Annotated in this window: 20 protein-coding genes and 2 pseudogenes; 7 read left to right on the top strand and 15 right to left on the bottom strand. The window is 34.9% G+C overall.

Annotated elements, in window-relative coordinates; genetic code table 11:
• Positions 1–64: 64 nt before the first annotated feature.
• From ACIROD_RS16000 to ACIROD_RS15980, 5 genes are all read right to left on the bottom strand, one after another.
• Complete coding sequence (locus tag ACIROD_RS16000; RefSeq protein WP_402942062.1) at positions 65–1,078, bottom strand: sensor histidine kinase; 1,014 nt, start codon at positions 1,076–1,078, stop codon at positions 65–67.
• Complete coding sequence (locus ACIROD_RS15995) at positions 1,075–1,746, bottom strand: response regulator transcription factor (protein ID WP_402942060.1); 672 nt, start codon at positions 1,744–1,746, stop codon at positions 1,075–1,077. Before ACIROD_RS15995 ends, ACIROD_RS16000 begins: the two co-directional genes overlap by 4 nt.
• Positions 1,747–1,764: 18 nt before the next feature.
• Positions 1,765–2,730 carry an alpha/beta fold hydrolase gene (locus tag ACIROD_RS15990; RefSeq protein ID WP_402942058.1) on the bottom strand — a complete coding sequence of 322 codons (966 nt, stop codon included), beginning with the start codon at positions 2,728–2,730 and terminating at the stop codon, positions 1,765–1,767.
• 144 nt (positions 2,731–2,874) lie between these two features.
• On the bottom strand, positions 2,875–3,426 hold the full coding sequence (locus ACIROD_RS15985; RefSeq protein WP_402942056.1) for a dihydrofolate reductase family protein: 552 nt from the start codon (positions 3,424–3,426) through the stop codon (positions 2,875–2,877).
• 65 nt (positions 3,427–3,491) lie between these two features.
• Complete coding sequence (locus tag ACIROD_RS15980) at positions 3,492–4,337, bottom strand: hypothetical protein (protein ID WP_402942054.1); 846 nt, start codon at positions 4,335–4,337, stop codon at positions 3,492–3,494.
• 208 nt (positions 4,338–4,545) lie between these two features.
• On the opposite strand from ACIROD_RS15980, the gene ACIROD_RS15975 reads away from it, so the two are divergent.
• Positions 4,546–4,872: an antibiotic biosynthesis monooxygenase family protein gene (locus tag ACIROD_RS15975; protein WP_402942052.1), complete on the top strand. Its 327-nt coding sequence runs from the start codon at positions 4,546–4,548 to the stop codon at positions 4,870–4,872.
• A gap of 479 nt (positions 4,873–5,351) precedes the next feature.
• Here ACIROD_RS15975 and ACIROD_RS15970 read toward each other — a convergent pair whose 3' ends face one another.
• Complete coding sequence (locus tag ACIROD_RS15970; protein WP_402942050.1) at positions 5,352–5,909, bottom strand: GNAT family N-acetyltransferase; 558 nt, start codon at positions 5,907–5,909, stop codon at positions 5,352–5,354.
• Positions 5,910–6,404: 495 nt separating this feature from the next.
• On the opposite strand from ACIROD_RS15970, the gene ACIROD_RS15965 reads away from it, so the two are divergent.
• Positions 6,405–6,743 (top strand): hypothetical protein, encoded by a 339-nt coding sequence (locus ACIROD_RS15965; RefSeq protein WP_402942048.1) that lies wholly within the window; start codon positions 6,405–6,407, stop codon positions 6,741–6,743.
• A gap of 379 nt (positions 6,744–7,122) precedes the next feature.
• Entirely contained in the window at positions 7,123–8,943 is a 1,821-nt protein-coding gene (locus ACIROD_RS15960; protein ID WP_402942046.1) for a laminin G domain-containing metallophosphoesterase family protein, read from the top strand.
• A 113-nt stretch (positions 8,944–9,056) separates the two neighbouring features.
• Here the strand turns inward: ACIROD_RS15960 and ACIROD_RS15955 are convergent, their stop codons facing one another.
• The 7 genes and pseudogenes from ACIROD_RS15955 to ACIROD_RS15925 all read right to left on the bottom strand — a co-directional run bounded on the left by ACIROD_RS15955 (position 9,057) and on the right by ACIROD_RS15925 (position 16,165).
• Positions 9,057–9,953 carry a DMT family transporter gene (locus ACIROD_RS15955; RefSeq protein ID WP_101221607.1) on the bottom strand — a complete coding sequence of 299 codons (897 nt, stop codon included), beginning with the start codon at positions 9,951–9,953 and terminating at the stop codon, positions 9,057–9,059.
• A gap of 644 nt (positions 9,954–10,597) precedes the next feature.
• On the bottom strand, positions 10,598–11,989 hold the full coding sequence (locus ACIROD_RS15950; RefSeq protein ID WP_402942044.1) for an Ig-like domain-containing protein: 1,392 nt from the start codon (positions 11,987–11,989) through the stop codon (positions 10,598–10,600).
• A 907-nt stretch (positions 11,990–12,896) separates the two neighbouring features.
• Positions 12,897–13,289, bottom strand: a pseudogene (locus tag ACIROD_RS15945) (phage terminase large subunit); the annotation flags it as partial.
• Positions 13,290–13,455: 166 nt separating this feature from the next.
• On the bottom strand, positions 13,456–13,647 hold the full coding sequence (locus ACIROD_RS15940) for a hypothetical protein (RefSeq protein WP_402942042.1): 192 nt from the start codon (positions 13,645–13,647) through the stop codon (positions 13,456–13,458).
• Between the two features lie 66 nt (positions 13,648–13,713).
• On the bottom strand, positions 13,714–14,019 hold the full coding sequence (locus ACIROD_RS15935; protein ID WP_402942040.1) for a hypothetical protein: 306 nt from the start codon (positions 14,017–14,019) through the stop codon (positions 13,714–13,716).
• A 70-nt stretch (positions 14,020–14,089) separates the two neighbouring features.
• Positions 14,090–14,201 (bottom strand): annotated as a pseudogene (locus tag ACIROD_RS15930) (IS1595 family transposase); the annotation flags it as partial.
• Positions 14,202–14,509: 308 nt separating this feature from the next.
• A complete protein-coding gene (locus ACIROD_RS15925; protein WP_402942038.1) occupies positions 14,510–16,165 on the bottom strand; it encodes a PIN-like domain-containing protein in 1,656 nt (551 codons plus the stop codon).
• 620 nt (positions 16,166–16,785) lie between these two features.
• Between ACIROD_RS15925 and ACIROD_RS15920 the strand changes: the two genes are divergently transcribed.
• Positions 16,786–17,904 (top strand): protein kinase domain-containing protein, encoded by a 1,119-nt coding sequence (locus ACIROD_RS15920; RefSeq protein WP_483878377.1) that lies wholly within the window; start codon positions 16,786–16,788, stop codon positions 17,902–17,904.
• 352 nt (positions 17,905–18,256) lie between these two features.
• On the opposite strand, the gene ACIROD_RS15915 is transcribed toward ACIROD_RS15920, so the two are convergent.
• Together ACIROD_RS15915 and ACIROD_RS15910 are read right to left on the bottom strand one after the other, a co-directional pair.
• Positions 18,257–19,141 carry a hypothetical protein gene (locus ACIROD_RS15915; RefSeq protein WP_402942034.1) on the bottom strand — a complete coding sequence of 295 codons (885 nt, stop codon included), beginning with the start codon at positions 19,139–19,141 and terminating at the stop codon, positions 18,257–18,259.
• The gene (locus ACIROD_RS15910; protein WP_402942957.1) at positions 19,138–21,315 is read right to left on the bottom strand and encodes an AAA family ATPase; all 2,178 of its coding nucleotides are present in this window, start codon (positions 21,313–21,315) and stop codon (positions 19,138–19,140) included. The genes ACIROD_RS15915 and ACIROD_RS15910 overlap by 4 nt, the downstream gene beginning before the upstream one ends.
• Before the next feature lie 429 nt (positions 21,316–21,744).
• Here ACIROD_RS15910 and ACIROD_RS15905 point away from each other — a divergent pair, with 429 nt between their 5' ends.
• The 3 genes from ACIROD_RS15905 to ACIROD_RS15895 all read left to right on the top strand — a co-directional run bounded on the left by ACIROD_RS15905 (position 21,745) and on the right by ACIROD_RS15895 (position 24,873).
• Positions 21,745–22,809 carry a nucleoid-associated protein gene (locus ACIROD_RS15905; protein ID WP_402942032.1) on the top strand — a complete coding sequence of 355 codons (1,065 nt, stop codon included), beginning with the start codon at positions 21,745–21,747 and terminating at the stop codon, positions 22,807–22,809.
• An 81-nt stretch (positions 22,810–22,890) separates the two neighbouring features.
• Positions 22,891–24,369, top strand: a complete 1,479-nt coding sequence (locus ACIROD_RS15900; protein WP_402942030.1) for a hypothetical protein — start codon at positions 22,891–22,893, stop codon at positions 24,367–24,369.
• A 357-nt stretch (positions 24,370–24,726) separates the two neighbouring features.
• The gene (locus ACIROD_RS15895; RefSeq protein ID WP_402942028.1) at positions 24,727–24,873 is read left to right on the top strand and encodes a hypothetical protein; all 147 of its coding nucleotides are present in this window, start codon (positions 24,727–24,729) and stop codon (positions 24,871–24,873) included.
• Positions 24,874–25,361 lie beyond the last annotated feature (488 nt).

The following is a 25,361-nucleotide window of genomic DNA, read 5'->3' as shown; positions in this document are numbered from 1 at the left end:
TCTGAATAGAATGATATTGATGAGTCCCTGACGAAATCCCCGGATGTCATCCCCGCAAAATATCCTAATTCAACTGAGATTCATATGTATTTTCGACTGTAAAACTAAATAAAGTTCCGCTTTCATTAGATTCCAAATTATATTTTATATATAGTGTCTTAGCTATATCCTCAATTATTTTTAAGCCAAGTCCCTTACTTTTACTTTCGATATTAAAACCAATTCCATTATCCTTGATACTGACCTCGTTATTTTCAATGGTTATCACAAGTTTATCAGCCTTCGAATGGTTTAATACATTTTGAAAGACGTTATCGAATAACCTTTGCAGCCACAAGCCATTACTCATCCATTCCAGCTCTCCATTTAAAGGATGATATATTAATTCAATACCATGCATGTTATACAAATAGCCCCATTTTTTAACCATCATTTCTAATAAGGCGTGCATATTCACTTTATCATTCAAGATATAAGAATTATCTAATTCAGCTGTGGATTGAATATTATATTCATTTGTTAATTCGGAAATATAATTTATTTGTTGATATAGTGATTGTAATAGTGGAGCTTGTTCCTTATATTGGCCTTCTAAATAAAATAATTGTAACCTTACTGCTGTTAAAGGTGTATTGATGTCATGCCTTAATTTATTTAAGAGTTCCTTTTTCATTTCCTCTTGTTGCTTTAATTCCAATTCCCGATAGGTCGTTCTTTCAATTAGTAAGTTTACCGATTTAGTTAATTTCCCGATTTCATCATTGTTATTAACCTCTAATTTATTCGGAATCTCCTCATCACTAGCTAAATTCCTGATAGTTTCATTCAATATATTTATTTTATTTAATAGTGAGTTAATAGATTTGGAAAATAAGAAGGCTAACAATAATAATGATAAAATGAATACTCCCAGCATTGTAGGATATGCAAAAGATTCATGAAAAGGAATGTCACCATTTTTAGTTTTAAAGGCCCAATCATAAATTAGTGACATAAGGATACTGATCATCAGTAATATACATGGCACGCTAATAACGGCACTGAATAACAATAGCTGGTATTTTTTCTTTAACTTCATTTCTTTATATAGGTATTCAATCTATACCCTTCTCCATATATATTTTGGATGATTTCTCCGGTGTTATCATTGATTTTTGTTCTAACTTTTTTTATATGTACATTTATGATATTTTGATTCCTATCTTCGAGCTGCCATAAATATTCAAAAAAATGTTCCTTCGTTAAAATCTTATTCCTATTTTCATATAAATAGAAAAATATTTTACGCTCTATCGCAGTAAAAACCACTTCATTATGCAAGTCATTATTGAATACCTTTTTATGTTCGGCATCAATATATAAATGTTTAATTTGTGTAAAAGTACCATATTGATTTTCCAGCAATTTCTGCATTCTTAGTAATAGCTCCCTGGGATCAAAAGGCTTAGTCATATAATCCTCACCAAATGTCAAACCTTGAAGTTTGCTATCCATATCATTTCGGGCGGATAGAAAAATAACTGGAATATTTAATCCTAGACTTTTTACTTTCTTGGTAATTTGATAGCCATCATCTCCTGGCAGCATAATATCCATAATGACTAAATCCATCTCATGGATTATATCTATAATTCCTTTTCCTTCTTTCATCCAACATACATTGTACTCTTCGCGCTGCAAAATCTTTTTCAATAAATCACCAATCATCAAATCATCTTCAACAATTAAAATATTATATCTTTTCATCACAGGACCTTTCTATATTCATTTGATAAATTCCATGGCAAGATCATATATTTCATCTGGCGCGTATAGATAAATGCTGTGCGTCCCTTTCAGTTTTATTACATCCGCTTTTAATAGTTTCCCTGCAAACTCCTCATAATCTTCATTTTTTTGTATTGTATATTTCGAATTTTTATTTTCATCGGCAACCGCATCTAAAAATAAAATGGGTGTTTCTTTTGGAAGCGGCAGGTTAAAAGATTTTTTACCATTATTGTAACTTTGTATAAGCTCTTGCTCCATATCATCATTAAAAAACTGTTTATATGATAGTGCTTTATACATTTCTTTTTCATGGTCAGTCAAGAATGATTGCCGGATCACTTCGGGATTATAAACAGCTGAAGGGATAAGACGGTGCAAACCCATTTTTGTTAAAATATTCACTCCTCTTACTGTCAATGAATCAACCATGCCCATTTTATGAGTTACATATTGGTGCGGTAAACCAATATCCAAAGCAATAATTCCCTTTACTTCACTTGGGTATTTTTGTGCCCAGTAAATAGCTTCAATACCTGATAATGAGTGTGGTACCAAAATATAAGGAGGTTTATTACCACTTTCCATTAAAGATTTCCTGCTTTGTTCCAAAATTGCATCAATATCCCTATCATCATGAAAAACATCACTGTATCCATATCCCGCTCTTTCAATGACTGCAATCTTATTTTCTTTTGCAAACTTACTATATAATCCCTTAAATTCATAAACAGGAGCAGCAATCCCGGAACCGGACATAAAAACGTATGTATCCTCCCCGTTGCCTTCCGTATATACATTAATTTCTTTGTTATTAAAATCAATGGATGTTCCTACATTAATTAATGATGATTCCTTGCCCTTTTGATAATTATGGTAAATAAAAACAGCTAATACTACAAATAAGAAGGAAGCAATGAAGGTAAAAAATATATTCTTTAATACTTTCAACATTTTTCTCATATAGAAAACTCCTTTCAAGTTATATTGAAAGGATATATGTTAAAAATAAATTTCTAATTAATTTTCATTGTATATTTTCAATAAAGAAAAATTCACCTTTTATTGTCCATTGATTTGCATTAAAAAAGCTGCGCCAGCGCAGCCCTAAGGATAAAGAATATTATATGTCGGTTTAATCACACCGTTTGGGAATTGTTTCATTTCAACTAAATCTAATTTTAGACTTGGCTTAACACTGCCGAAAAGAGGGATGCCTTCTCCGATTATGACTGGATTCACTTTAAGCACCAATTGATCAATGAGTTTATGTTTTAATAACGTTCCAGCCAGTTCTCCGCCCCCGCAAAGCCATAGCTTTCCGTCACCTTGCTGTTTGAGGTTTTCTATAAACGCAACGGCGTCTCCTTCGATAAGTTCTACCTCTTCATTCGATTCAAACTGAAGGGAGCTCGAGAATATATAATGTTTCAAACCCTTATACCCTGGTTCACCCGGTTTAGCTCCGAATTGAAATCCAAATTCATATGTTTTACTTCCCATCAACACCGCTTCATATTGCTGGATATCGGATAAAAAGTCCGGGACATGATCTCCTTCAAATAAGAAAAAGGAATGATTGATATCCCCTTCCAACATTGCTTGGTCGGCAATGAAATTATCAAGTGAAACGGCTACATGATATACCAATTGTGCCACTCAGCATCCCTCCAATAGAGATTACACATTTTACACGTACTTTATTTCATTAGCCTCATATGGTATCAGATAGCCATATCGATTATTCTTTTGATATGGTCTTCATTTGTTTCGACACCCACTTGAGTACATAGGTATTCATTTAGTCTGAGGAATTCTGGGATCATACGTCTCAATGTTTTAATAATTTCATTTGAATTGCGGCCACAATCCCAACTTTCCAACAGGGATAACTGCTTTCCAGCTAATTTACTTCTATTGCCCTCGATTTTTGCCCATACTCCATAGGGGACATCTATATGCTCTTCCATTTCCATATACCAACCAGACACAATCAGCCACCGTATCCTATCAAGATTGGTTAAAGCATATAACATTTCTCTTCTCATAACGGCCCTGTAGGTTTCATGGACAAAAGCAAGCAGCTTTCCTCTCCAATGCTCAACTTCATCAGGTGTAGGTTTATACACTTTCTCTGCCGATTCTTTTATAACAGGACTCATAATATTAAAAGGATCATAGATGACTTCAACCTCTTTTAACCAAATGGAGGGAACAATTTCTCCTGGTGCATGATACCAGCTATCAACTTTCACAAAGTTATTATAATGAGTGACGACATACGGTGAATAAGGATTGCAGTCTTCGTGAAATGAAACATCTCCCCAATTATTGGCTCTATCCCTTTTTCCCTTTAAAAATTCTGCTTTACGCTTTGGAATAACAATGGTGTGCAAATCTATATCGGAGTATTGATCATCGTTTCCTTTTGCTAATGAACCAGCAATGTAAATAGCCAAAACATCAGGATCTGCCGATAAATCTTTTAATGCATTTTTCAAAAGAATATCGCGTTGTTCCGGTAAAAATGCATCTCTTTCTATATGTTTGCTAACGAATCCCGCACACAAGACCATCTCCTTTTTTTGTAAAACCGTCAAAGTAATATATATTCGTGAATCAGAATAAAATCCCTTTAGCAGAATTGCCGTGTCAGAGATATATACTTCTTTTTACCTCCTTGTTTTCTTTGCTGAGTACCTCTTTACCGGGCAACTATCCTCATTCTCGCCTATGTGGTATTATTTTGAATATTAAGTTAAAAGGAGGCATCATTTCATGTTATTTGCAAATACTCCCGAACCGCCCTATTACGCTTGTATTTTCACTTCGCAAAGAAGCGATAAAGATGCCGAAAGCTATAATTCAACCGCAGAATTCATGGATGAACTTGCCGCTCAACAAGATGGCTATTTAGGAGTCGAAAGCGTAAGAGATCAAAACGGGTTAGGAATTACCGTATCCTATTGGAAGTCCCTGGATGCCATTAGACTTTGGAAGGAAAATGCCGCTCACAAAAAGGCACAAGAAAAAGGTATGAAAGATTGGTACTCGTCATACACTACCCGAATTTGTAAGGTTGAAAGAGATTATACAAGCAAATAATGACTTCAGTTTAAAAAACGTTCTAACCGCAAGCTTCTTTGGTATCTGCCAGTTACTCTCCAGGAGTATGGTAAATTTCTTCAATCTAATAAGTGTTTCATAAAAGAGTAAAAACCCATAATGGAAACTTAGTCTTAAACATGGTTTGTGATGAACAGACTAAAGTGTAAAAAAATTCCAGTTGATTGAAATGGAAGGTACGAGACTCCTGCGGGAAAAGCGAGTCCAAGGGAGACCCCACAGGCGCAAAGAGCGCCGAGGAGGCTCCCGGACCGCCCGCGGAAAGCGAGTGCCTGGAATGGAAATCAACGTTCAAATTTACAAACCCTTAAAAAGTAAAAGCGGTTTTTTTATGGGTAAAAATTCATAAATTTTATTTCTAGTGATACATTGAGTTTGTCTTCAACATGAAACCGCTAAAATCCCCTTAAAATCGGTAATAATTCCCTCAGAAAAATCGCAAAAGAGCTTCGGGTTAATTAAAAGGAAATGCCGTTAAGATCTTCTTTTATGAGTGAGTACATATATAAATCATCGAATTTGCCACAGGTATATTCATAATGCCTTAGCAATCCTTCTCTTCTAAACCCTTGCTTTCCCACTAGCTTTTGGGATGGGAGATTATCCGGTTCAATCAAGGCTTCAATCCTTTCCAGGTGAAAGTGACGATAACCATACATAACCACGGCTTCCAACGCTTCACTCGCAATGCCTTTTCCCCATTGTTCTTTAGTTAATTCATATCCAATTTCAGCTCGATGATGTTTGGAGACCATATTCAGAAAACCACAACTTCCTATAACCTTACAGGAATTCTTTAATGTAATTCCCCATCTGATTCCCGAACCTACTTCAAATATAGATTCGTACCACTTAATTTCATCCCATACATCATTTACTGTCTCGAATGGGTCTAACCCCATTGGCTTCACCACATCTGTATCAGATAGATATTTGAACATGTCACCCGCATCTTCTAGTGTTACTTCCCTTAATATCAATCGTTTTGTTTCAATAAGCGGAAATACCTTCTCCATCCAATTTCCCTCCTCAAATCCCCTTTTCCATATTTAACTATTTTAATCATTACCTAATTAAAGAAGATAATCAACGCATTATTGCTTAAAAATTAATGTTAATAACTAAAAGGAGTCCCTACTTTCGTAGAAACGCCTTTTTCCCGTTTTATTTAATTCCTTCATTAAATGAATTTTTTGTTTCCTTTACTGCTGAAATGATTAAAAACATGGGTCTTCGATTTTCATCTTTCATTTCAGGAACACTTTTTAACATTTCATTAGAAGGATCGGTTCCCCTTTACTGCTTTAATGCTGAACAAAACAACTAAAGCACTATTCGTGTTTTAAATTCAATATGTGGCAAAAAAAAAACAGCCATTAATATTGTTGTCTTTTATTTTGACAGCAATAAATAGGCAGCCCTGTTTTGTTGTCCATCATTGTCCATATAGGACCCTTCCCACCCTTTGTACATAGTCTGAAAGGGTAAACAAAAAAAGGAGGATTTCTTGAATGTATAATTATAATTACGGCGCTTATTACCCTAATAATGTGTATTATTATATAGATGGTGAACGAATACCTGGCCCGGGCGGCGGTCAATGGGACGGACACGGTGGCGGTCATGGCGGTGGTCATGGCGGCGGTCATGGCGGTGGTCATGGCGGTGGTCAATGGGACGGACACGGTGGCGGTCATGGCGGCGGTCAATGGGACGGACACGGTGGCGGTCATGGCGGCGGTCAATGGGACGGACACGGTGGCGGTCATTGGGAACACGGACAATGGATTCCACGCTGTAGGAGAGTATGGGTTCCCGGATTTGGTTGGACTTGGATTTGTAGATGGTGAAAAAAAGACAGCTTATGGCTGTCTCTTTTTTTGCTTTTTCTTCGTTTTGTCCATTAATTCCAATTACCAGTAGGCTTGTTTTCCTACTCCCCATCTGATGTTCAAATTCCTTCAAACTACATCTCTTCATATTATTGATTTCTATCGATTGAAAACCTTGATTTAAAAGTTAAACAATCCATTAGGACTTATTCCCTAATGGGTTTTGTGGAAATAAGACTTTTTTACTCATCCTTAATAAGTTATCGAGAAGATAAGCAAACTATACCATATTGCAGCTGTACGGAATCTACCTTGGCTTAGTAAGCTACAAATTAATCCAGGTAGTAAAAAGGATAAATGTATATCGCTTAATCAAAATGTAATGGGGTGAAGTTTTATGAGAATGAAAAAAGCTTTAATAGGTCTCTCACTCTTATGTATGATTGTTCCTGGTATTGCCAAATCGGCTGATTCCGTTGCTGAAAATAATCGAAGCAATATCGTGGCAAATTGGAAATTCACAAAACAACATGTTAAAAGCGGTTCAATCGATAAAGGTAATTTAATTATAGAAGATACAAGCAAACATGGAAATGATTTAGAGTTAGTGACGATAGGGGATCCTGCCTCGCCTGAATTAAAAAATATGATTCAATGGTCCGAAGAAGATTATCATGATCAAGAAAAAGTGGATAGCTTGGAGTTCGCTAATTACGAAAACGCCCCTTCAGGAAGATATTTTAAAACCAAAAAGGGTTCCCCTATCAATTCGGAGGAATTCGATAAGGGGTTTACCATCGAAGCGGTGTTCAAGTTACCAAGCGATTCCAAGAATGCCATGGGGCTTTTTTCTAGACAAGGACAGGCAGCAGATCTTAATAAAATGGAAGGCGAGAAGAAAATCCTTTCTGCTTTAACTGTATCCAGTGATCAAAAAATCCACTGGACAAGCCATCCATCTAATTTAAATTATAATGTAAGCAATTGGTCTCGATCATTAAATGCTGATGAATGGTACCATTTGGCGGTTGTTAATGATGGTGACACGACGACTCTGACTTTGAATGGCGTCAGCGATTACGGAAAATCGGAAAAAGTAATCGGTATTGCAGCAGTTAAAGGGAAAGGCTGGAACATCGGAGCATCTGAGTGGGGAAATAAGTTTAATGCACTATTCAAAGGGAATATCCAGCAAATACGAATTGCGAATAAGGCTTTAACTGAAAAAGAATGGCTTGTACAGGATGCCCGTGACGATGAACCATTCGAAGGATCAAACAAAGCTTTACCCTTTCTAACGAATAAAAGGAATTATAATTTTCTATTTGTCCCGGATACCCAGAAATATTCGAGCCAAAATCCAGAGATTTTCAATAGCCAAATGAACTGGATTTCCAATAACACCAAGAAGAACAATATCATCATGAATACATTTGTTGGGGACATTGTCGATAGTGATTCAGAAAACCAATGGCAGAATTCCCTCGGAGCCATTTCCCATTTGGATAAAAAGGAAATTCCATATTTGATGGCAGCTGGGAATCATGACTATGCGGACGGCGATCCTTTCTTAACGCATTATGGGCCGCAGCGTTTTTTGAATAAAAAATACTATAAGGGGTCGTCTCACTCTGGGTATAGTTCATATGCAATCGCTAAGGCAGGAAGTTATGAATATCTAATCTTGATAGTGGATATGAAAAATTTGCATAAGGATCTGGAATGGTCAAAAAACGTTCTAGACCAGCATAAAGATAAACCGACAATCCTCGTCTCGCATGATATTATATTCCCGAAGATTAAGAATGATAAAACCATTGCCGTCGAATCTTCTAATGGCCGGGTGATTTGGGATGAACTCGTAAAGGACCATAATCAAGTATTCATGACGGTTAATGGGCATTATTATGGGATAGCACATCGGGTAAAACAAAACACAGCAGGAAATGATGTCATTCAAATGCTGGTCAATTACCAAACGAATTATCGAGGGGGTAATGGCTGGCTAAGACTTGTAGAATTTGATGAAAAGAAAAATGTATTGTTATTCCGGACCTATTCGCCATTTGTCGACGAAATGTCCAAAAAAGAAAAATCCTATATCGATTATAAATTTTTAACAGGTGAAAATAATTCATTTAAATTAGATTGGGACTTTAAAAAAAGATTTAATTTCAGAAAGGCGGAAAAATCCAATTCCCCAGGTGTATCTGATTGACCTCATCAACCTGGGTGAATTCCTTTTTTGGGTGCCTCCCCTTTGTGTTTAGTCATACATCCTCCATGATGATTCAAGAATGCTGCGATTATACTAGTCTGTTTAAGCATCTTTCATGCTGCTTTTTTCATCACCGATTTATACTTTCCGAACCCATTAACGACAAGAACCCCAAATATAGCAATAGCGCCGCCAATGACTGAAAGGGTACTAGGGACCTCCTGCAGCCAAACCCAAGCGACAAAAATGGCAATTACAGGCTCAATGTATAACAGACTGGATACGGAACTGGCTTTTCCTAATGATAGTGCAACTGCCCAAGTTACGTAACCGATGGCCGCAGGGAAAACACCAACAAAAACCGCTGATAAATGACCTTCCATCGTTGCATGTTGAATTTCTTGAAATAGCCCAGGAAAAAATATAAAAAAGGGTATTGTACCAATCCATGTGAAATATGCTGTCAATTCAATCGGATTATAACGGCTGAACAGTGGCTTTTGGAAAACAAAAAACACTGCAGAAGCAATAGCCGACATCAGCACTAAAAAGGCTCCTTCAGAAATATTCAGGGAAGGGCCTGCAGTACCTAAAGTTATTAAGGTGATTCCTGTGAACCCTATTCCTAAACCGATCCATCCGAATAGGCCGAGGCGTTCTTTTAAGACGAAAGCAGCAATGATCGCTATGAAGACAGGTGCTGAACCAATCAGCATTCCAGCCGTTCCCGCCGAAACAGTTTGTTCCCCGAATGTCACCCCAATATGGTAAATACTAATTCCAATAAATGCAAGGATCGATATCCTCAACAAATCCGCTTTTTTCGGGAGTCGAAATTTCACCCCAGGCCATAGAGCATAAAGGACAAAAATCCCTGATGCTATTAGATAACGAACAAGTACCAAATGACCAGCTGAATACCCGCCATGTAAGCTTGCACGAATAGCGGCGAATGTAGATCCCCAAATAATAACTGTAATTGATGCCAATATAAATGCCTTAGTGTTCAAAACCTATTCCTCCCAACCATTCCCTATAAACTGAAGGTATCATGGATACGGGAGAACTTCAATAAAATTTCTATCTCGCTGTGAAGTGGAACAGTAAAATACGAATAAGAGTACATACGGAGATGTAATCATCGGTTAAGAAAATCTATTCCATATGGCATTGGATAGGAAATCTTCATTTAAAGATTGATCAGGTTAGAAAAGCATGCTAAACACTAGGGTTCTATATAAAAAGTTAAAACAAAGTTGATTGAGAGGCTGTGCGAGACTCTTGCGGGGAAAGCGTGGCCAGCAGGCACAAAGGCGCTGAGGTCGGACCGCCCGTGAAAATTTTGATTTCTATAAATTGTTTTCAAACTTTTTTATAAAAATCATATCTATATTTTCTCTATATAATGGTCACTAAGCATTCTCAATCACTTTTCGTACCTCTTGCTCAATACGAATGGGTTCTGATTTTGACAGACAATCATATAAAACATGTAACTCTCTTTAGGTATAGTACTCCCTTATCCCTTATAGAGACACCTACCATTCTACATATTGGCATAAATTAAGATGTGCTAACTAGTATTATTATGACTCACTAAGGTCTTCCAAATGAAAAAAGGGAACCACCAGGCTCCCTTTTTGTTATATTGAACTTAATGTTTTACAACTTTAGTAGTTGCCTTTGAACTAGTATTCCCTGCTTTATCCTTTGTAGTTATTGAAAGTGTAGTTCCTTTTTTCTGTGTTTTAATCTTGACTGAGTAGCTCCCCTTAGAACTTGCTTTTGCAGAACCTAACATTTTACTTCCACTTTTAACAGTTACAGTTGAATTAGCTTCTGCTTTACCAGTAACAACTTTATCATTGTCATCTACTTTATTTACTGTTGGCTTACTTGGTGCAATAACGTCCACAACAGTTACCGTTGCACTTGAACTCACATTCCCTGCACTATCTTTAGCTGTGCTTGTCAATTTAGTACCTGCTTTTTGAACTGCAATTTTAACAGAGAACGTTCCTTTAGATGTTGCTTTTGCAGAGCCTAACACTTTACTTCCACTTTTAACAGTTACAGTTGAATTAGCTTCTGCTTTACCCGTAACAACTTTGTCATTATTGTCAACCTTATAAACAGTTGGCTTACTTGGTGCAATAACGTCTACAACAGTTACCGTTGCACTTGAACTCACATTCCCTGCACTATCTATAGCCGTGATAGTCAATTTAGTACCTGCTTTTTGAGCTGCAATTTTAACAGAGAATGTTCCTTTAGATGTTGCTTTTGCAGAGCCTAACACTTTATTTCCACTTTTAACAGTAACCGTAGAGTTAGCTTCTGCCTTACCCGTAACAACTTTGTCATTATTGTCAACCTTATAAACAGTTGGCTTAGATGGGTTAACATTGTCTACAAATGCTGTTGCGGTAGCATAAATGTCATATTCAGTATTATCGTCAATGTACTCGTTATCTTGGTCTATAACACCTACATAGTAGGTGCCTTTTTTAGCTTGATACGCTTGTACTTCAACACCGTCCTCATATTCACTACCTAAATACTCTAAGCTACTATTTGTAACAAAATCTTTTTGCACTGCCGCAAATTCTAGATCAATAACATATGAGTCAGTTAATCCAGCCACTAATAAAACTCCACTACTAGGAACATCTATTTTATGAAAATCCACATCATACAAAGGAAGCAATTGACCGATTGTTCCTTTTTCGTATGATGCGTTGTCTGCTGAGTCAAAGTCATCATTGTACTCAGTTTCAAAAATATACTCATCGCTGGAAGAACTACTCATTCTACCCATTTTGTTAGGACCTTTAATTGATTGCGGTTGAGAATCATTTACTTCTTTTTCAAGTTGTTTAAAAGTTTTAGAATCAACGAAACCCTTTTCAAGTGGCTTTTCCACTTGACGCTCAATAGACTTCCTTGCCAATCCTTTCTCGTTTTCCTCAGCCTTCACAGCACCTACCGACAATGATGAAGTAAATAGACCTACAGCAACCAAAGATAAAATACCTTTATTACGCACATTTCTCCCCCCTAAATTCGTTATTAAGAACTATGTAATACTTTTACATACTAATACATAAGTACCGGAATTACCATAAATTTCTTTAGCTTTATTTTGACAAGAAACGCCATATAAGAGAGAGAGTAGTAGGTGTTCGAAAAAATTATCCTTGATTGTAAGACCGTACTCATAATATTTTTTAGTTAATTGAAACTTAGTAAATGGCAACATATCCTCTATATCATTAAGATAAGTATAAGGGCTGTTCTGTAATAGCTGATAGTTCTGAAGACTGATCCGTAAATAGGGGGAGGGTAGTCAATAGATTACACTTTTTATATTTTAAGTTTTTTAGTTTTCATAAGATAAATTATAGGAAGTTGATAACGCATAAAAAATACCGTCTCAAAATGACAAGTAATCTTTTTATAGTGAGACGGAATAAAAAATAAAAATACATTTACATTTTCTTGAATGAATTTCTTTTATTGTAATGTATAATTAGGGAAACTCCATTTACGGTTTTTCCAGGACTCCGTAGACAGAAAAAACCTCTAGGTATATCTTAGAGGCTTTTTTTATTAGTATCTCATTGCAAAGAGTGATCTTAACTTATGAGACGGAAAAAATGAGATAATCCATAATTCCAATACAAATTTGCCGTCCTATTTAGGGATGACTAATTCCCTTCTTTATACTAAAAAGACTGCTCTCAATTTGAGTGCCGCCCCCTTTTCTTTAATTATACTGTGCAAACTCTAATATGCATTATCTGCTCTGAATGTTTTCTTCACTTTTTCGCTTTCATTCATTCCAGGGCGTGCCATTGTTACATAAACAGAACCTGAGCCCTTACCCTAACTGCTTAACCGGAATGGTTGCAGAGGAAGAAGTGGATGTTTTACTAGATAGATACTTCCCGGGGGATGGATACATTGCTTATGGATTTCAATTTCGCTGGTTTACCCATCCCTTTGAAAATGATTTTAAATCCATTTGGAAACCTAATTTTCATAGGAGACGAAACACATCGAATTTTATTATCTAATTCTAAATGAGAAATGATTTCTTCGAATAAAGAATACGTTGAATCCCGGTGTGTATCGTATACCTCACGAACAATCAAGGCAGTCCATTTCCCTTCCAAAAGCATAAGAATCAATTTAACAGCAACGTGATAACTTTTCGATGAACCATAACCGCCAACAAGGAATTGGAATTTGGTTGACCAATCAAACAAAAATTCTTCGAAGTGGGGATTGACGAATCCACTAAGAGACTTGAAGAACTTAACGAAAACAAGCCAGAAGAAGAGTATGCCAGATTAGATGTTCTTTCAGGGATAATTAAAGACTCAGAAATACGTAATCAAAGAAAAAAAGAGTTCTCTCATTAAACAAGAGAACTCTTTGCTATCAAGATGACGCTTTAATCAAATTCCATATACCCCAGAGAATAGCCTACTCCCCGTCCTGCCTTCCATTCTACACTGCCATTTTAATAGATTTCAACTTTTGTAGAAAGGAGTCTCTTTTGACTTTATTGGCGATATTGCCGATTATGTCACCTTTGACTTTTCTAATGGTATCCCCAGAAAAACCCAAATAATTTGAAATATCTTTGTACTTCATGCCTTTTTCGTAATCATTTTTTGCATTGATATGGTTTTCAGCCATTATATCACCTGCCACCTCCGATATTTGTGTTTGTTTTGGACAAAAAAGGAACCTTAATAACGGTTCTTACTTCTGTTTTTTTGCCGGATCAATACCATCTATATAATCTTGTACTGTACAATTAAGGTGCCAAGGATTTTTGAACTCTTCCCTATTTGGTTTTACACACTGATGCGGTACTACCTGATTTAATGCATACCCACATTTATTTTTCAGGTGATTACCTATATACTGTCTACATTCCTTTAATCCCCCCTTCTTTTTATTGTTTACAGTTTGAATTATCAAGTTTTCTTGTACTCCCTTTTTACCTTCATAAACAACATAATTACCCGTTTCTCTACAACCTTCTATAATAAAAAAATGATTCATTTGAAACCCTCCTCTTTTACTCATTTTACATCGATTTTCAATCAATAATATTAAGGTTTCATACTATCAACATAAACAAAAACCAAGCGAGGGAAATGTCTAAGTATTTTGTAGCCTCACTTTTAAAACTGCCAATCCATTGCTTCATTCGAGGCTGTACCCCCATTTACATTACTCACGTGACAAACACAGCAAAAGAAAAACAGAAAACTTATTTCAAATTTATATGGACTTTTTAGAGAGGTATTCAATGGGTCTTTTACAAATGAAAAACCCTTCCTCGGTAATCCGAGAAAGGGCTTGAAAACGTATAGATTAACGTTTTGAGAACTAGAGTCATTGTTTTTTAAGAACGCTAATCTATAAGAATCATTTTATATCAACATTCTGAAGGCTTTCACTATGGACTAAAACGGATAAAAATGGACTCTTGTAGATAGCATTTGAACCAAGTTGAACCATGGTAGATGATAGTTGAATACAATCTACATTAAAAATCATCAAAATCAACAAAATGATTCTCAATATTATATCCTAAGTTCCACATAATATCTTTAAATTCAATTTCTTTTGGCTCTCTTGACTCATCATGAAATTCACAATTTATTAACTTATCTCGTATTTGACTAGTTAGATTATTTTCGATTTCTTCTCCTGAATTTAAAAATTTTACATCGCCAATAACAGATATTCCTAATAGATTTTCAGGTCTCTCTAATGAGACTATGATCTCATCTGAATGCAATAGTTTTTCTTTACTTTGGAAAAATTTTTGCCATATTTTTTGTAACTCTCTACTATCAAATATTAAGTCTCTTGGATCAAACCCTGCAATTTTAAATAATTTATAAATATACCTTAATTTATCAGTCCTATTTAATCTAGTTCCCAATAATATTTCAGTTTCTTCATCTAAGAACAATTCTGTATATGAATCAAAAGTTGTGTTTAATTCTTCATGTTTAGTTGATATACACGGTAAGTCTCTTAAATCCTTGTATCTTAAATCTTTCATATTAATAACTGTAATAAATACTTTTTCCATCATTTCTTTCTGATTATTTAAAGCATGCACATCACCAAACAAAGTAAATGCAATTTTTTCTTCTTTTGAAAAATACACTTCTTTAAATGTTTTAATCTCATTTGCTATGTGTTCTTTAGTAACTTCATCTTCCAGACTAAAGTATTCAATAAAATCTTCAACCTTCATTAAATCTAATAGTTTACCCGTTTTTTTGTAGAACTCTATCTTTAATTGATCATGTACTACTCTTTCTTTTCCTAACTTTATTCTCCAATCTGATTTTTCATCTGACAAACCATCATTTGTTACAATTACAACTTTAGAGAATTTCTCTTTTTTTTCTTCATCAACTTGTAACAAATTTATTAAATCTTTCCATAAGATAAGATCTCCTGATTTATCAGGAATAACTAGGTCTCCAAATATCTTTTCTTTATCATCTTTACTTTCATCACAAAATCCTGGGGGGATATTCTTTGCATACCTATCATCCATATCTGATATATATTCATCTATTTTTTCTTGAGTATACATTTCTCCAAGAACACTTGTACTTTCAAACAATTTATCAATTCGATCTGTAAGGTCTCCTATTTTTTTTTCATACTCTGCTATCTTAGGTAAATTCTTTTCTGAATCAGAAAATCCTTTTAATTTTTCATTAAGTATATTCTCTATCTCAATACACTTATTTTCAACTTCCATTACAGAACTTTCAACATATTCATTTATAATTTCTTCTATATCCTTTTTGAGTAAATTATTTAATTGGTCATAATTCTTCGATTTGTTTCTAAAACTCTCAGATTTTAGTTTTTGCTTAATTGCTGGAATATCAAATATCTTTACTTCTTCAACAACTGAATTAACATAGTTTTCTAAAATCTTAATATCACTTTTCAAGGAACTGGTTACAGAATTTATATTGGATAGGAACTCTATATACGTCATAAAAGGAATATATATATCCTTCTTTTTATTCTCTAATGCTTTTATATAACTATCTCCATTAGAGTAACTTTGATAAGCATATAAGAAATAATTAGTATCAAAGACAAATAAAGTCTCCTCTGAATCTTCTTGCTTATATTTGTAATTCAATGCAGACAAATAACTCATAATAAACCTTCTTTCAGCTCGAAAAATTTTGTACTAACGCTAAACAAGTACCAATCTATAAAAATCTGATTATATCATTATCAATTTATATGATGAATTAACATCTAACTCTTATATTAGCACCTTAACCAATTTGACCACATTTTAAATTGGTGCTAGTTGAATACATATGAATTAATCTAATATCTTTTTTTCTGAATGAGGGGTCTATTCTACTTGAATTCTTTTAATACTCTTCTCAGCTATTAAAAGCTATGTTTAAACATTACTTCTCTGTTTGATTAAATTCCTTTTGGCTTTAGAATCTTTCAGTAGTTAGCTTTCGCTATTGTAATCAAACTTCTTATTTTAATGACTTTCATCGATTTCAACCACAAGTCCCACTTGTTGATCCCATTCTCTTAGCTATCAAATTTAAATTTCAAAGCAACGTCATCATATCTATCTTTCGACAACAATTTTCCATCAACTTCAACCTTATTATAACTGTCTTCATACTCTAAATGTTTAATATTTTCCAAAACAATTGAAAAGAATGACTGATTATTAGCGTCAAAAAAGTATTTTTCCCTACAAAAGCTCAACTGCGGACTTTATTATGGATTTAGTCAAATTGGTAAATTCATTACTGTATATACCCACGTAATAGTGAGGAAGCTTTATATATAGCTAAAAAATTACATAATATTACTTGTAAATTTAATAGCCCGGCAGTCCCTTATGACTTACCATTTCGAGAAAAAACTTGTGTTTACTATCGTTATGGTTCTTTTCATTCCTTGGAAATTGAACAAACGGACGGGACACGTATATCTGCTATTCGCGAACAAAAAGGAACCCTGGTTCCAGATTTAAGAGAACCTGGAACAGCTGCACCTAATTGGCTAAAAAATCCCTTTATAGAGGAAACTAAAGAGCATGAGAGTAAAAAAATAAATAAGACTAGTGAACTAAATACAACAATTCGGGCATTCGAAGCTTTGTTACATCGAGGAAAGGGTGGTGTTTACCGTGCTATTGACCTCTCATTATCTCCAGGACGTCTATGTATTTTAAAAGAGGGACGGATGTATGGAGAAATGGACTGGGATGGAAGAGATGGATACTGGAGGGTTCAAAATGAGGCAAATGTAATATCTACATTAAGAAAATCCGGTGTGGAGGAAATCCCTAAAATTTATTCTACCTTTAAAGCGGAATCCAATTTTTATGTTGCTCTGGAGTTTATAGAAGGACAAAGTCTTCAATCAATTCTTAATAAAAACATCCCAATTAAAGATGCTCTTATATATGGTATACAATTAGCAAGGTTGTTAGATAAAATTCATTCTGCTGGTTGGGTATGGCGAGATTGCAAACCACTTAACTTGATTGTTTCCAACCAAGGGATTTTACGCCCAATAGATTTTGAAGGGGCTTTTTTAATTGAACAACCTGATAATATGCCATGGGTTACTCCAGGATATACCCCTCCTGAAATGTCACATAACTTTACTGTTCAATCTAGATTATTTGAAGATCTATATGCACTTGGTGCAACTTTACACCACCTGTTTAGTGGTCAAGTCCCTTCAACTTCAAACTTGCCACCAATAGGTAAATTAAGACGTAATATTCCACCTAGTGTTAGAAAAATCATATCAACATTACTCAACTCTGACCCACATGTTCGACCTAATGCCCGTACTGTTATAGAAACACTAGAATCAGCCTTTATCAATAACTTTGGTAAAAATTAGATTTAACTGAGTTTTTTGTGAAACCTGCGACGTCTTTTTGAATTGCTTGGAGGGAGATTATAAGATTTTCATCTTTCACGTAATAAATTCAAAACAGAAAGAACAAAGGCTACGAGCAAAATTAAAGCGATTTTTTATAATTATTGGTAGGAAAGGGGGACTTCCCCCTACCCTTTTCCACTAAAAATAAGCTTTTACTCCATGTTTCTTACCTTCTTTTATTTATAAATTTAATTTGAAGAAAAATGGTATAAAATGATTTACTAGAAGCCTGATTATCAGGCTTTTTTTTGATTTGGTGAAAACAAGAAAAATATGGGCAAATTTGTTCCGTGGTCAGAATGTGGCCAAGTTAAACTTGAGGAAATCCAAATTCACGAGCATATCGTGCAATAATTTGTCTAGCCATTTGAGAATAACGTTTTTCTGGCAACATAAAGCTTTTTAAGATCTTCATCTCTTCCTTCAATTCACTCCTGAACTTTGGATCGTCAGGATATTTAATCACATACTCGTATTGTGATTTGACACGTTCAATTTGTCTTTCGATCTCCCTGGCGTTTTCACCACGTTCAATTGTTAGATTCGGTCGATGAAGTGCATAAACTTCGATTGACGTTTCACCAATTTTACTTGGCATACCACCAGGTAAAAGAGCAGATCGAATTACACCCTCATTTGTAAACTCTATATGCACCGCAGGTTCGTCGTCACAGGGATGCAACAGCAGGGGTGTTTCCCTTTCAAGCTTATCACGATCGTCGTGGTGCGTTACTCTCTTAGAGTCGTCCGCAAGCGGAAATAGGTTTTTTTTACCAAGAGCAATCTCGCCAATGTCGGGCATATCGTGCGTGAACCACCGGTTGCACTGGGGGCAGGCGGGAAGTAAGTTGTCCCAATCCCAAGCAAGCCAGTAGTACCCGTGAAGCCCCCTTGCATCTTCACGATCCTGCTGGACTCGACTCTTTGGGCGATAATGTTCCACGTCCAGATTCGTGGCATAACTAATCTTTGATTCACAATAAGCGCATTTTCCATGAAACATTTTATGTAGTGCTTCTTTGACGTCCTTTTCATTGTATCTTGTAAATTCGAAGACCTTTTTGACCTGTGGTAGACCTCTTCCTCTCTTAAAATAATTAGTATATGCAGCAATAGCACCTTCTAGTTTCCCGCCCGCTCCCTGCTGATTCACTAAAGATTCGGGCACCGGTCCAATTCGTTCTACTCTAATCATACAGAATCCTCCGGACTAGCTTCTTTCCACAATTTTGATATCTCATCAAACAGCCCCTTCTCCATAGCCCTTTCCCGTAGTTCGGCTGGTGAAAGTCTTTTGCTGTTAGCTAGATATTGGTCAATAGCGGTATACATTAATTGCTCCCGTCTTCCCGAACCCATATAGTTTAGCTCATCCAAACTTATTTTCAGTTCGCTTACCCGCTTTTTCTCTGATTCAGTTAGTCCCCTTTTAGCCAACAAATCATAATATTCTCTAAATACTTCTTCTGTTTCTTGATCTATTGTGCTATGCAAGCCAAAATAATTTGATGTAAGAAGTTGATCAGCTCTAAGACCTAGCGGAGACGGCAGCTCGTCGAAATGAACAACTACTTGTTGCTCCAATCGATCAAGTACCATAATCTCTCCTTCATACAACCCTCTTAGGCATAAAGGATCATGTGATGTAGTAATAAATTGCACTTTCGGGAATAGATTTTTTAGTTGACCTACGATACTCATCTTCCAGCGTGGATGAAGGTGAAGATCAATTTCATCAAGCAACACGATGCCCCTTGCCAAGTTGCTATCCTCCTTCCCCATGCGATGAAAAATATCACTTACCAGTGTAATAATATTACGATATCCCGCGCTCAAAGAGTCGAACAAAATGTTACTATCAGTTCGGTGAAGATGCTTAAAAACGAGAGAACCCCTTGCAGGTGTCAATATAAATTCTCTGTCATCTCTATTTTCCAGAGGCATAACCGTTCGTATGCAACGTACAGCTCCAGAGAATAATTCTGGATTCTCTTTATATGCATCTAGTAACCAAAGTTTCGTATTAAGTAAATGCGATAACGGATCAAAAAGATTACTTACACCTCCAGCGCTACGTTTTCGTCGAAAACGAGACGGGAGCCTTATCGGCCCGTAACCCAATACAGGCAACTCGAAGGGCTCATCGACTTCACCCACGCTCAAAAAACCTCTACGATCAAAAAGCAATTCCCTTTGATAATAGGGTTCACCTGTAAAAACAAGGCGTATAAATCCGTATTCTTTTCCCTTTTCAACAAATTCTTTGGATTGACGGGAATAAAGCTTATTTCGCTCATCTTTGCCGGCGAGATTGAGAGCAATTAGCTTTAGAAGAGTACTTTTTCCCGTAGCATTCTCTCCCAAGATCATCAACCAATTGTTATTCTCATCATCGTTTAGATTCAATTCAAAATCTTCGATGCCTCTCAGTCCTTGCACTTTTATATGTTTAATCGTACGATACTTATTCTCATGTTTAACTTCAATAACATTCGTAGTATTTGGATGATTCCGATTAATAAAATCATCCCAAGGGATATTGTGATTATCTACAAACTCTAGAATGGTCTTGTCCTCTAACAATGTTTCCCTTGCAATTGCTAACAAACAGCCTCGATACTCCGTTTCTGGAGACTTCAATAACTTGAAAATAACATTTAATTGATCTTTTATCTCTTTCAACGAGAACTTGTCAGCATTAAAGTTGTTAATCATCTCTCTTAAATTAATAAAATGTTTTTCCAAATAATTAATCATTTGTTTTCTTTGATCAATTAATGCAGGTCGGTTCAGTTGCAAGGTGCTAATCGTCTCTTTTCCCCTAATCGTAAGAGCAATAGCTTCCCCTTTGTTAGTGAAAGAAATATGTTCCTGAGGATTATCATAGCAAGGATCCACCAGTAAGTAGTGCTCTGTTTTTCTCACCTCATGAATTGCAACGTTATAATTTGCCCTCTTTCCGTCCACAGGAAAATAATTTGACTTCGCGCTATTACATTCCGAACAGGAAAAGTATAGATTTTCCCAATGGAACGATAACCAACCATAGTGAAGATGATCGAACTGCCCGTTGGAGAGCGCACCACTTACAGGACGAAACTTACAAATTTCACCGATAGAATTATAATTGATTTTACTTTCACAAAAGGCGCATTTGTTGGTAAATAAAGCATTTAAAGCATCCTTAACTTCTGGATTATAAACCTTCCTACGTACCAGTTCATAATCCGGAATAGACTGAATCTTTTGTTGCTTCAATACCTTGGAATTTATCCGATAAAAATTAGCTAATCGGTTATGAAAATCTCTAAGAAAACTCTTCTTAAATATATCTGGCTCTGCCACCCGACTTCTATCTACGAATATCATTTTTTTCACGAGCCCTTCCTATTAATATCTATTTTTATATTCGACAACTAACAAGGTTTCCCTTCCAGGATTAATAATTCACATAGAACTAGCTCTATTTAAGTTTTAACTACTTCCCTTCTTTGCAAGTATATTTTCAACTTATTGATTATGTTATACAGTTTATTAACTGCATAAGCCATCCTAGCTGCACTCAAATCTTGTGCCTAAGATCCTCTTCAAAACCCCTATCTTATAGAAGAAACTTATTCCAAAATATTGTTTATATTTCATAAAATTTCATTTTCATTCAAATATTTCGTGATTTTTTTGTGTATTTTTAGTACTCTTAACCTACACAACCTAAGCTGTAGGTCGTAGGTTTGATTCATATCTGTGACTCTAATCCCATATAAATAGAAGAATTTAATTATTATTGGAGGAATTTCAATGAATATTAGAGAATCTGGTTCAATAGATATTTTAAGAGTAATTGTACATGTAATAGATCACCAGCAACATACTCAAGCAGAAAAAAGCCAAAGTGAAATTAATGTTAGTAACATGGACAGTAAGGTGAAAACATTTATTACTGATCATATTCGAGCATCAATAAAAAATAATGAAAGTAAACTGGCTAAGTTTGAGTCACGCAAAACATTTACACAAAAGGCAATCAACGGCATAATTCAGGACCCAGATTCAAATTTTGTAAGTAATTCAAAAGATATCGCTGATATCCTATATTCTGTGACACCAGCATCTGCCGCGCCTGGATGTATTGTCATTACTTACTATACTAATTCTATTGAAACTCTTGTTGCTATTATTAAACTTGATAATAATGATGCAATTTCATATGAAACCAACTCTAGTGGGACATATGAATTAGTTTTAAAAGGAACTGCTTTACCACTTCCATCTAAAAGTAATAAATTGCAGAAATGCGCTATTATTAGAGACACTGATACAATTTCAGAACAGGAATGGGAAACTAAGCCAGGCCTAATAGTCCTAGATAAGCAAGTAAGTAATTTTTCATTATTTTTTTATCAAGATTTCCTGAAGGCGCAATTTTTGCTAACGGATTCTCATAAATCGGAAAAATTAATGGATGGTGTAATTAAGTATCTAAAGATAACTCCACTAGAGCATAACCAGAGACATGTCGTTCTTCAAAGTTTTGGAAGTAAAATTATTAATGGAGAAGAGTTTACTTTGGATGAAGCCGCAAGACAAATCTTTTCTCCGTATATTTCATCGCCAGAAGAAATGGACAGAGCAGTAGAACAGTTGGAAACTATTGTTTTAGAACAAGGTATTGGAGACACAAGTCTTAAGGGTGTTGTTACTCCTAGGATAGAGAAAGTTCTCGGGATTCATAAAATAAAAACATTAGAAAATATTCAACTTAGTATACCAAGTGAATATATGGATACAAAAGTTACAATTAAACCTTCCCAATACGGGGATGGAAGTGATATTTTTATTAAAGATGTCAAAATCAAGAACTAAAAAAATTCACAAGTAATTTTGCTACTTTCAATACTAAACCGTTATTTTTTTGGCTAAGATGAATTTAAAGGAGTTGAAATGATGATTAAAGATATTAAAAGTAAAATCAGTACAATATTGCATTTATTTCAACTCTCTTTAGAAGAATTCAGCGAAGACAAAGATAATTTCTATATTTCGAAACATTGTGTATTAAAAAAATTAGACACAACAAAGTTATTAGAATCCTGCTCTTATTTTAAAGGATCAATCCGAATAACAATGCGTAATCTAGATACTGTGAATATAAAGGGAGATTCCTCATATGAGGAATTAACAGAATTTGAAACTTGGATTGGCGAGAATATCGGAAGCAACATTGTTTTAAGTATTAAATTAGCGAAAAATGATTTTCTTGCTGAAGAATTCAAATCCTACAATAACCTAAATGCATACATTTACTTTCAGCTCAATACATTCAAGCTAAACCTAACCTACGATAAAATTAAAACTGACTTGTTAATAAATACAAAACATACAGTGGTCATTTTACCTTTTTATGAGTTCGAGCAAGTAAATAACAAATTTCTAACAATTCTCGGTTTTGACGGAGATCCATTAATCCAAAATATTAATGAGAATAATTTAGAAATCGAAATTGAAATAAAAGATAAAACACAAAAACAAAAATTATATTGTAATATGGGAAATTTGTTTGAGGACATAATACCGGACTATTTCTATTTTAAAAATCAACCAACGGTGGATACACATGGAATCTTTAATTCAATAAACCACTTATTAGTTTTATTATGTATTCATTACATCGCTAATCTTTCCAATAAAGAGAGCTTTAATATACATGGATATAAAAATGTACATATAGATGCTAAAGAATTCGATGGTCAAATAAATAATGAAGATGCAGAGTTGGCATATCAACTTTACGATTCCATTTATGAGGTTCAAACACAAGATAAATTACTAATAACCAGAAATGTGATATCAATTCATTTACCGAATGAGAGCAAGTTAAATGAATTTATTTTGCTATTACCTGAGCTATTCTCTTCAGTTACGTCGAACTTCGATAGCTATATTAAGGATAAAATTAAGTCTTTCTTTGATAAAAAGAAAGATCTAGAAAAATATGTTAGGGACACCTCTGAAGCTATTAGCAAACAAATAGCCTCTGCCTCAGATAATTTAAACAAGAGTTGGTTAACATTAGCTGGAGCTGTACTTGCGGGCATAATTACTTATACAACCCGCGGGAATTCGTTACTATTAATTTTCTTCGTTGCTGCATTTGGAATCCTTTCATATGTTACCCTTAGACACTCCATATGGATGGCGAAGGAAGAGAAAAATCTATTGTTAGCTTCCTATAATCATTTTCTTAGTCTTATTGATGTAATAAATAAAGATGAGATTAAGAAAATCACTGGAGATATTGTCAAAGATAAATTTACTTTGTTGGATAAAACCATTAAAAAAATGGATTTGTTTAAAGCTTTTCTTCCCTTTATTTTACTAATTTCAATAGTCATTTTGCTATGCTTAAATAAAACACTAAAATAATTTGGCAAGTATTAAATAATATAAGCCCTCTCCATAAGTGGTTTTTAGGAAAGAGTATACCGACTACACACTCATATTCCTTTTCTGGAACTTTAATTTCTTGTTTTTTGAATTTACAAGTAAAGTGCTTGAGAAGCTAATCGGTGAATAACTTTATTGGATGATAATTATCCTGAATTCAAATATTGAACAATTTATTAAAAAGAGTGGACTAAGGAAAGGGTTCATTGCAGATGGGCTGAAAAATTACAGTGAGGCAGTTGAGAAAATATGAAACCGGAGAAAGCCTTATCCCAATAGATAAAGCTTAGCCAGATTACTTGAATGTAAAGTAGATGATCTATATGAGGAAGAAGTATGAACATAAATATCAAGGTTTACTTACATGCAAAAGGAACGAAATTTTACAGTGTGGAAGTTTCCAAGTTGATTCAGACTTCAAGAAAGATCCTGACTGGGCAATTACTTTTCCGCGTACGAATGGATACAGCAAATTCAAAATGAATTCGGTTCAAGTAGGGATTTTCGGATAGATAAAGTAGTTTATAACGGAGACATTGATATTACGGAGTTAGTTAAGAAGGTTAACCCGATAAATCAGGATGATTTATCTTTTTAAAACAAAAAAAATCCCCTCTCACTAAGAGAAGGGTTTTTTAAATTGTTTACCCAGTTAAATAACTCAGATTGCTATAAGAAAGTCGTCCTAATTAGAGAAGTTTTTGCAGAATTGGCTCCCAAGGGGTTTATTTAGGTGTAACTGCTAACGGGATGTGCCTTTTTTAAAAAGTCCGATAAACTAAGAGAGTAACTCTTAGTTTATCGGTATTAGAACTGCTTGGGTTTCTCCTTTTTTTACTGGTTCCATGAAGATATATGATATTAGTAGCAAGCAGCTATAACGCAAATGACCCCGTCCCAACTTTTTAGGCTGATACAAGGGCACTGGGAAGCTGCACTAAGCCCACCTGAATGTGTTTCTCACATTGTAT

The sequence above is a fragment of the Peribacillus sp. NPDC101481 genome (genome assembly GCF_044767165.1).
Lineage (GTDB): Bacteria > Bacillota > Bacilli > Bacillales > DSM-1321 > Peribacillus.
The sequence above is the reverse complement of the archived record's forward strand: the minus strand, read 5'-3'. Positions and strand labels throughout refer to the sequence as shown.

Coding starts and splice junctions, on each gene's coding strand:
- ACIROD_RS16000 (WP_402942062.1), bottom strand. CDS start 1,078: ATGAAGTTAAAGAAAAAATACCAGCTATTGTTATTCAGTGCCGTTATT.
- ACIROD_RS15995 (WP_402942060.1), bottom strand. CDS start 1,746: ATGAAAAGATATAATATTTTAATTGTTGAAGATGATTTGATGATTGGT.
- ACIROD_RS15990 (WP_402942058.1), bottom strand. CDS start 2,730: ATGAGAAAAATGTTGAAAGTATTAAAGAATATATTTTTTACCTTCATT.
- ACIROD_RS15975 (WP_402942052.1), top strand. CDS start 4,546: ATGTTATTTGCAAATACTCCCGAACCGCCCTATTACGCTTGTATTTTC.
- ACIROD_RS15970 (WP_402942050.1), bottom strand. CDS start 5,909: ATGGAGAAGGTATTTCCGCTTATTGAAACAAAACGATTGATATTAAGG.
- ACIROD_RS15965 (WP_402942048.1), top strand. CDS start 6,405: ATGTATAATTATAATTACGGCGCTTATTACCCTAATAATGTGTATTAT.
- ACIROD_RS15960 (WP_402942046.1), top strand. CDS start 7,123: ATGAGAATGAAAAAAGCTTTAATAGGTCTCTCACTCTTATGTATGATT.
- ACIROD_RS15940 (WP_402942042.1), bottom strand. CDS start 13,647: ATGGCTGAAAACCATATCAATGCAAAAAATGATTACGAAAAAGGCATG.
- ACIROD_RS15935 (WP_402942040.1), bottom strand. CDS start 14,019: ATGAATCATTTTTTTATTATAGAAGGTTGTAGAGAAACGGGTAATTAT.
- ACIROD_RS15925 (WP_402942038.1), bottom strand. CDS start 16,165: ATGAGTTATTTGTCTGCATTGAATTACAAATATAAGCAAGAAGATTCA.
- ACIROD_RS15915 (WP_402942034.1), bottom strand. CDS start 19,141: ATGATTAGAGTAGAACGAATTGGACCGGTGCCCGAATCTTTAGTGAAT.
- ACIROD_RS15910 (WP_402942957.1), bottom strand. CDS start 21,315: ATGATATTCGTAGATAGAAGTCGGGTGGCAGAGCCAGATATATTTAAG.
- ACIROD_RS15905 (WP_402942032.1), top strand. CDS start 21,745: ATGAATATTAGAGAATCTGGTTCAATAGATATTTTAAGAGTAATTGTA.
- ACIROD_RS15900 (WP_402942030.1), top strand. CDS start 22,891: ATGATTAAAGATATTAAAAGTAAAATCAGTACAATATTGCATTTATTT.
- ACIROD_RS15895 (WP_402942028.1), top strand. CDS start 24,727: ATGAACATAAATATCAAGGTTTACTTACATGCAAAAGGAACGAAATTT.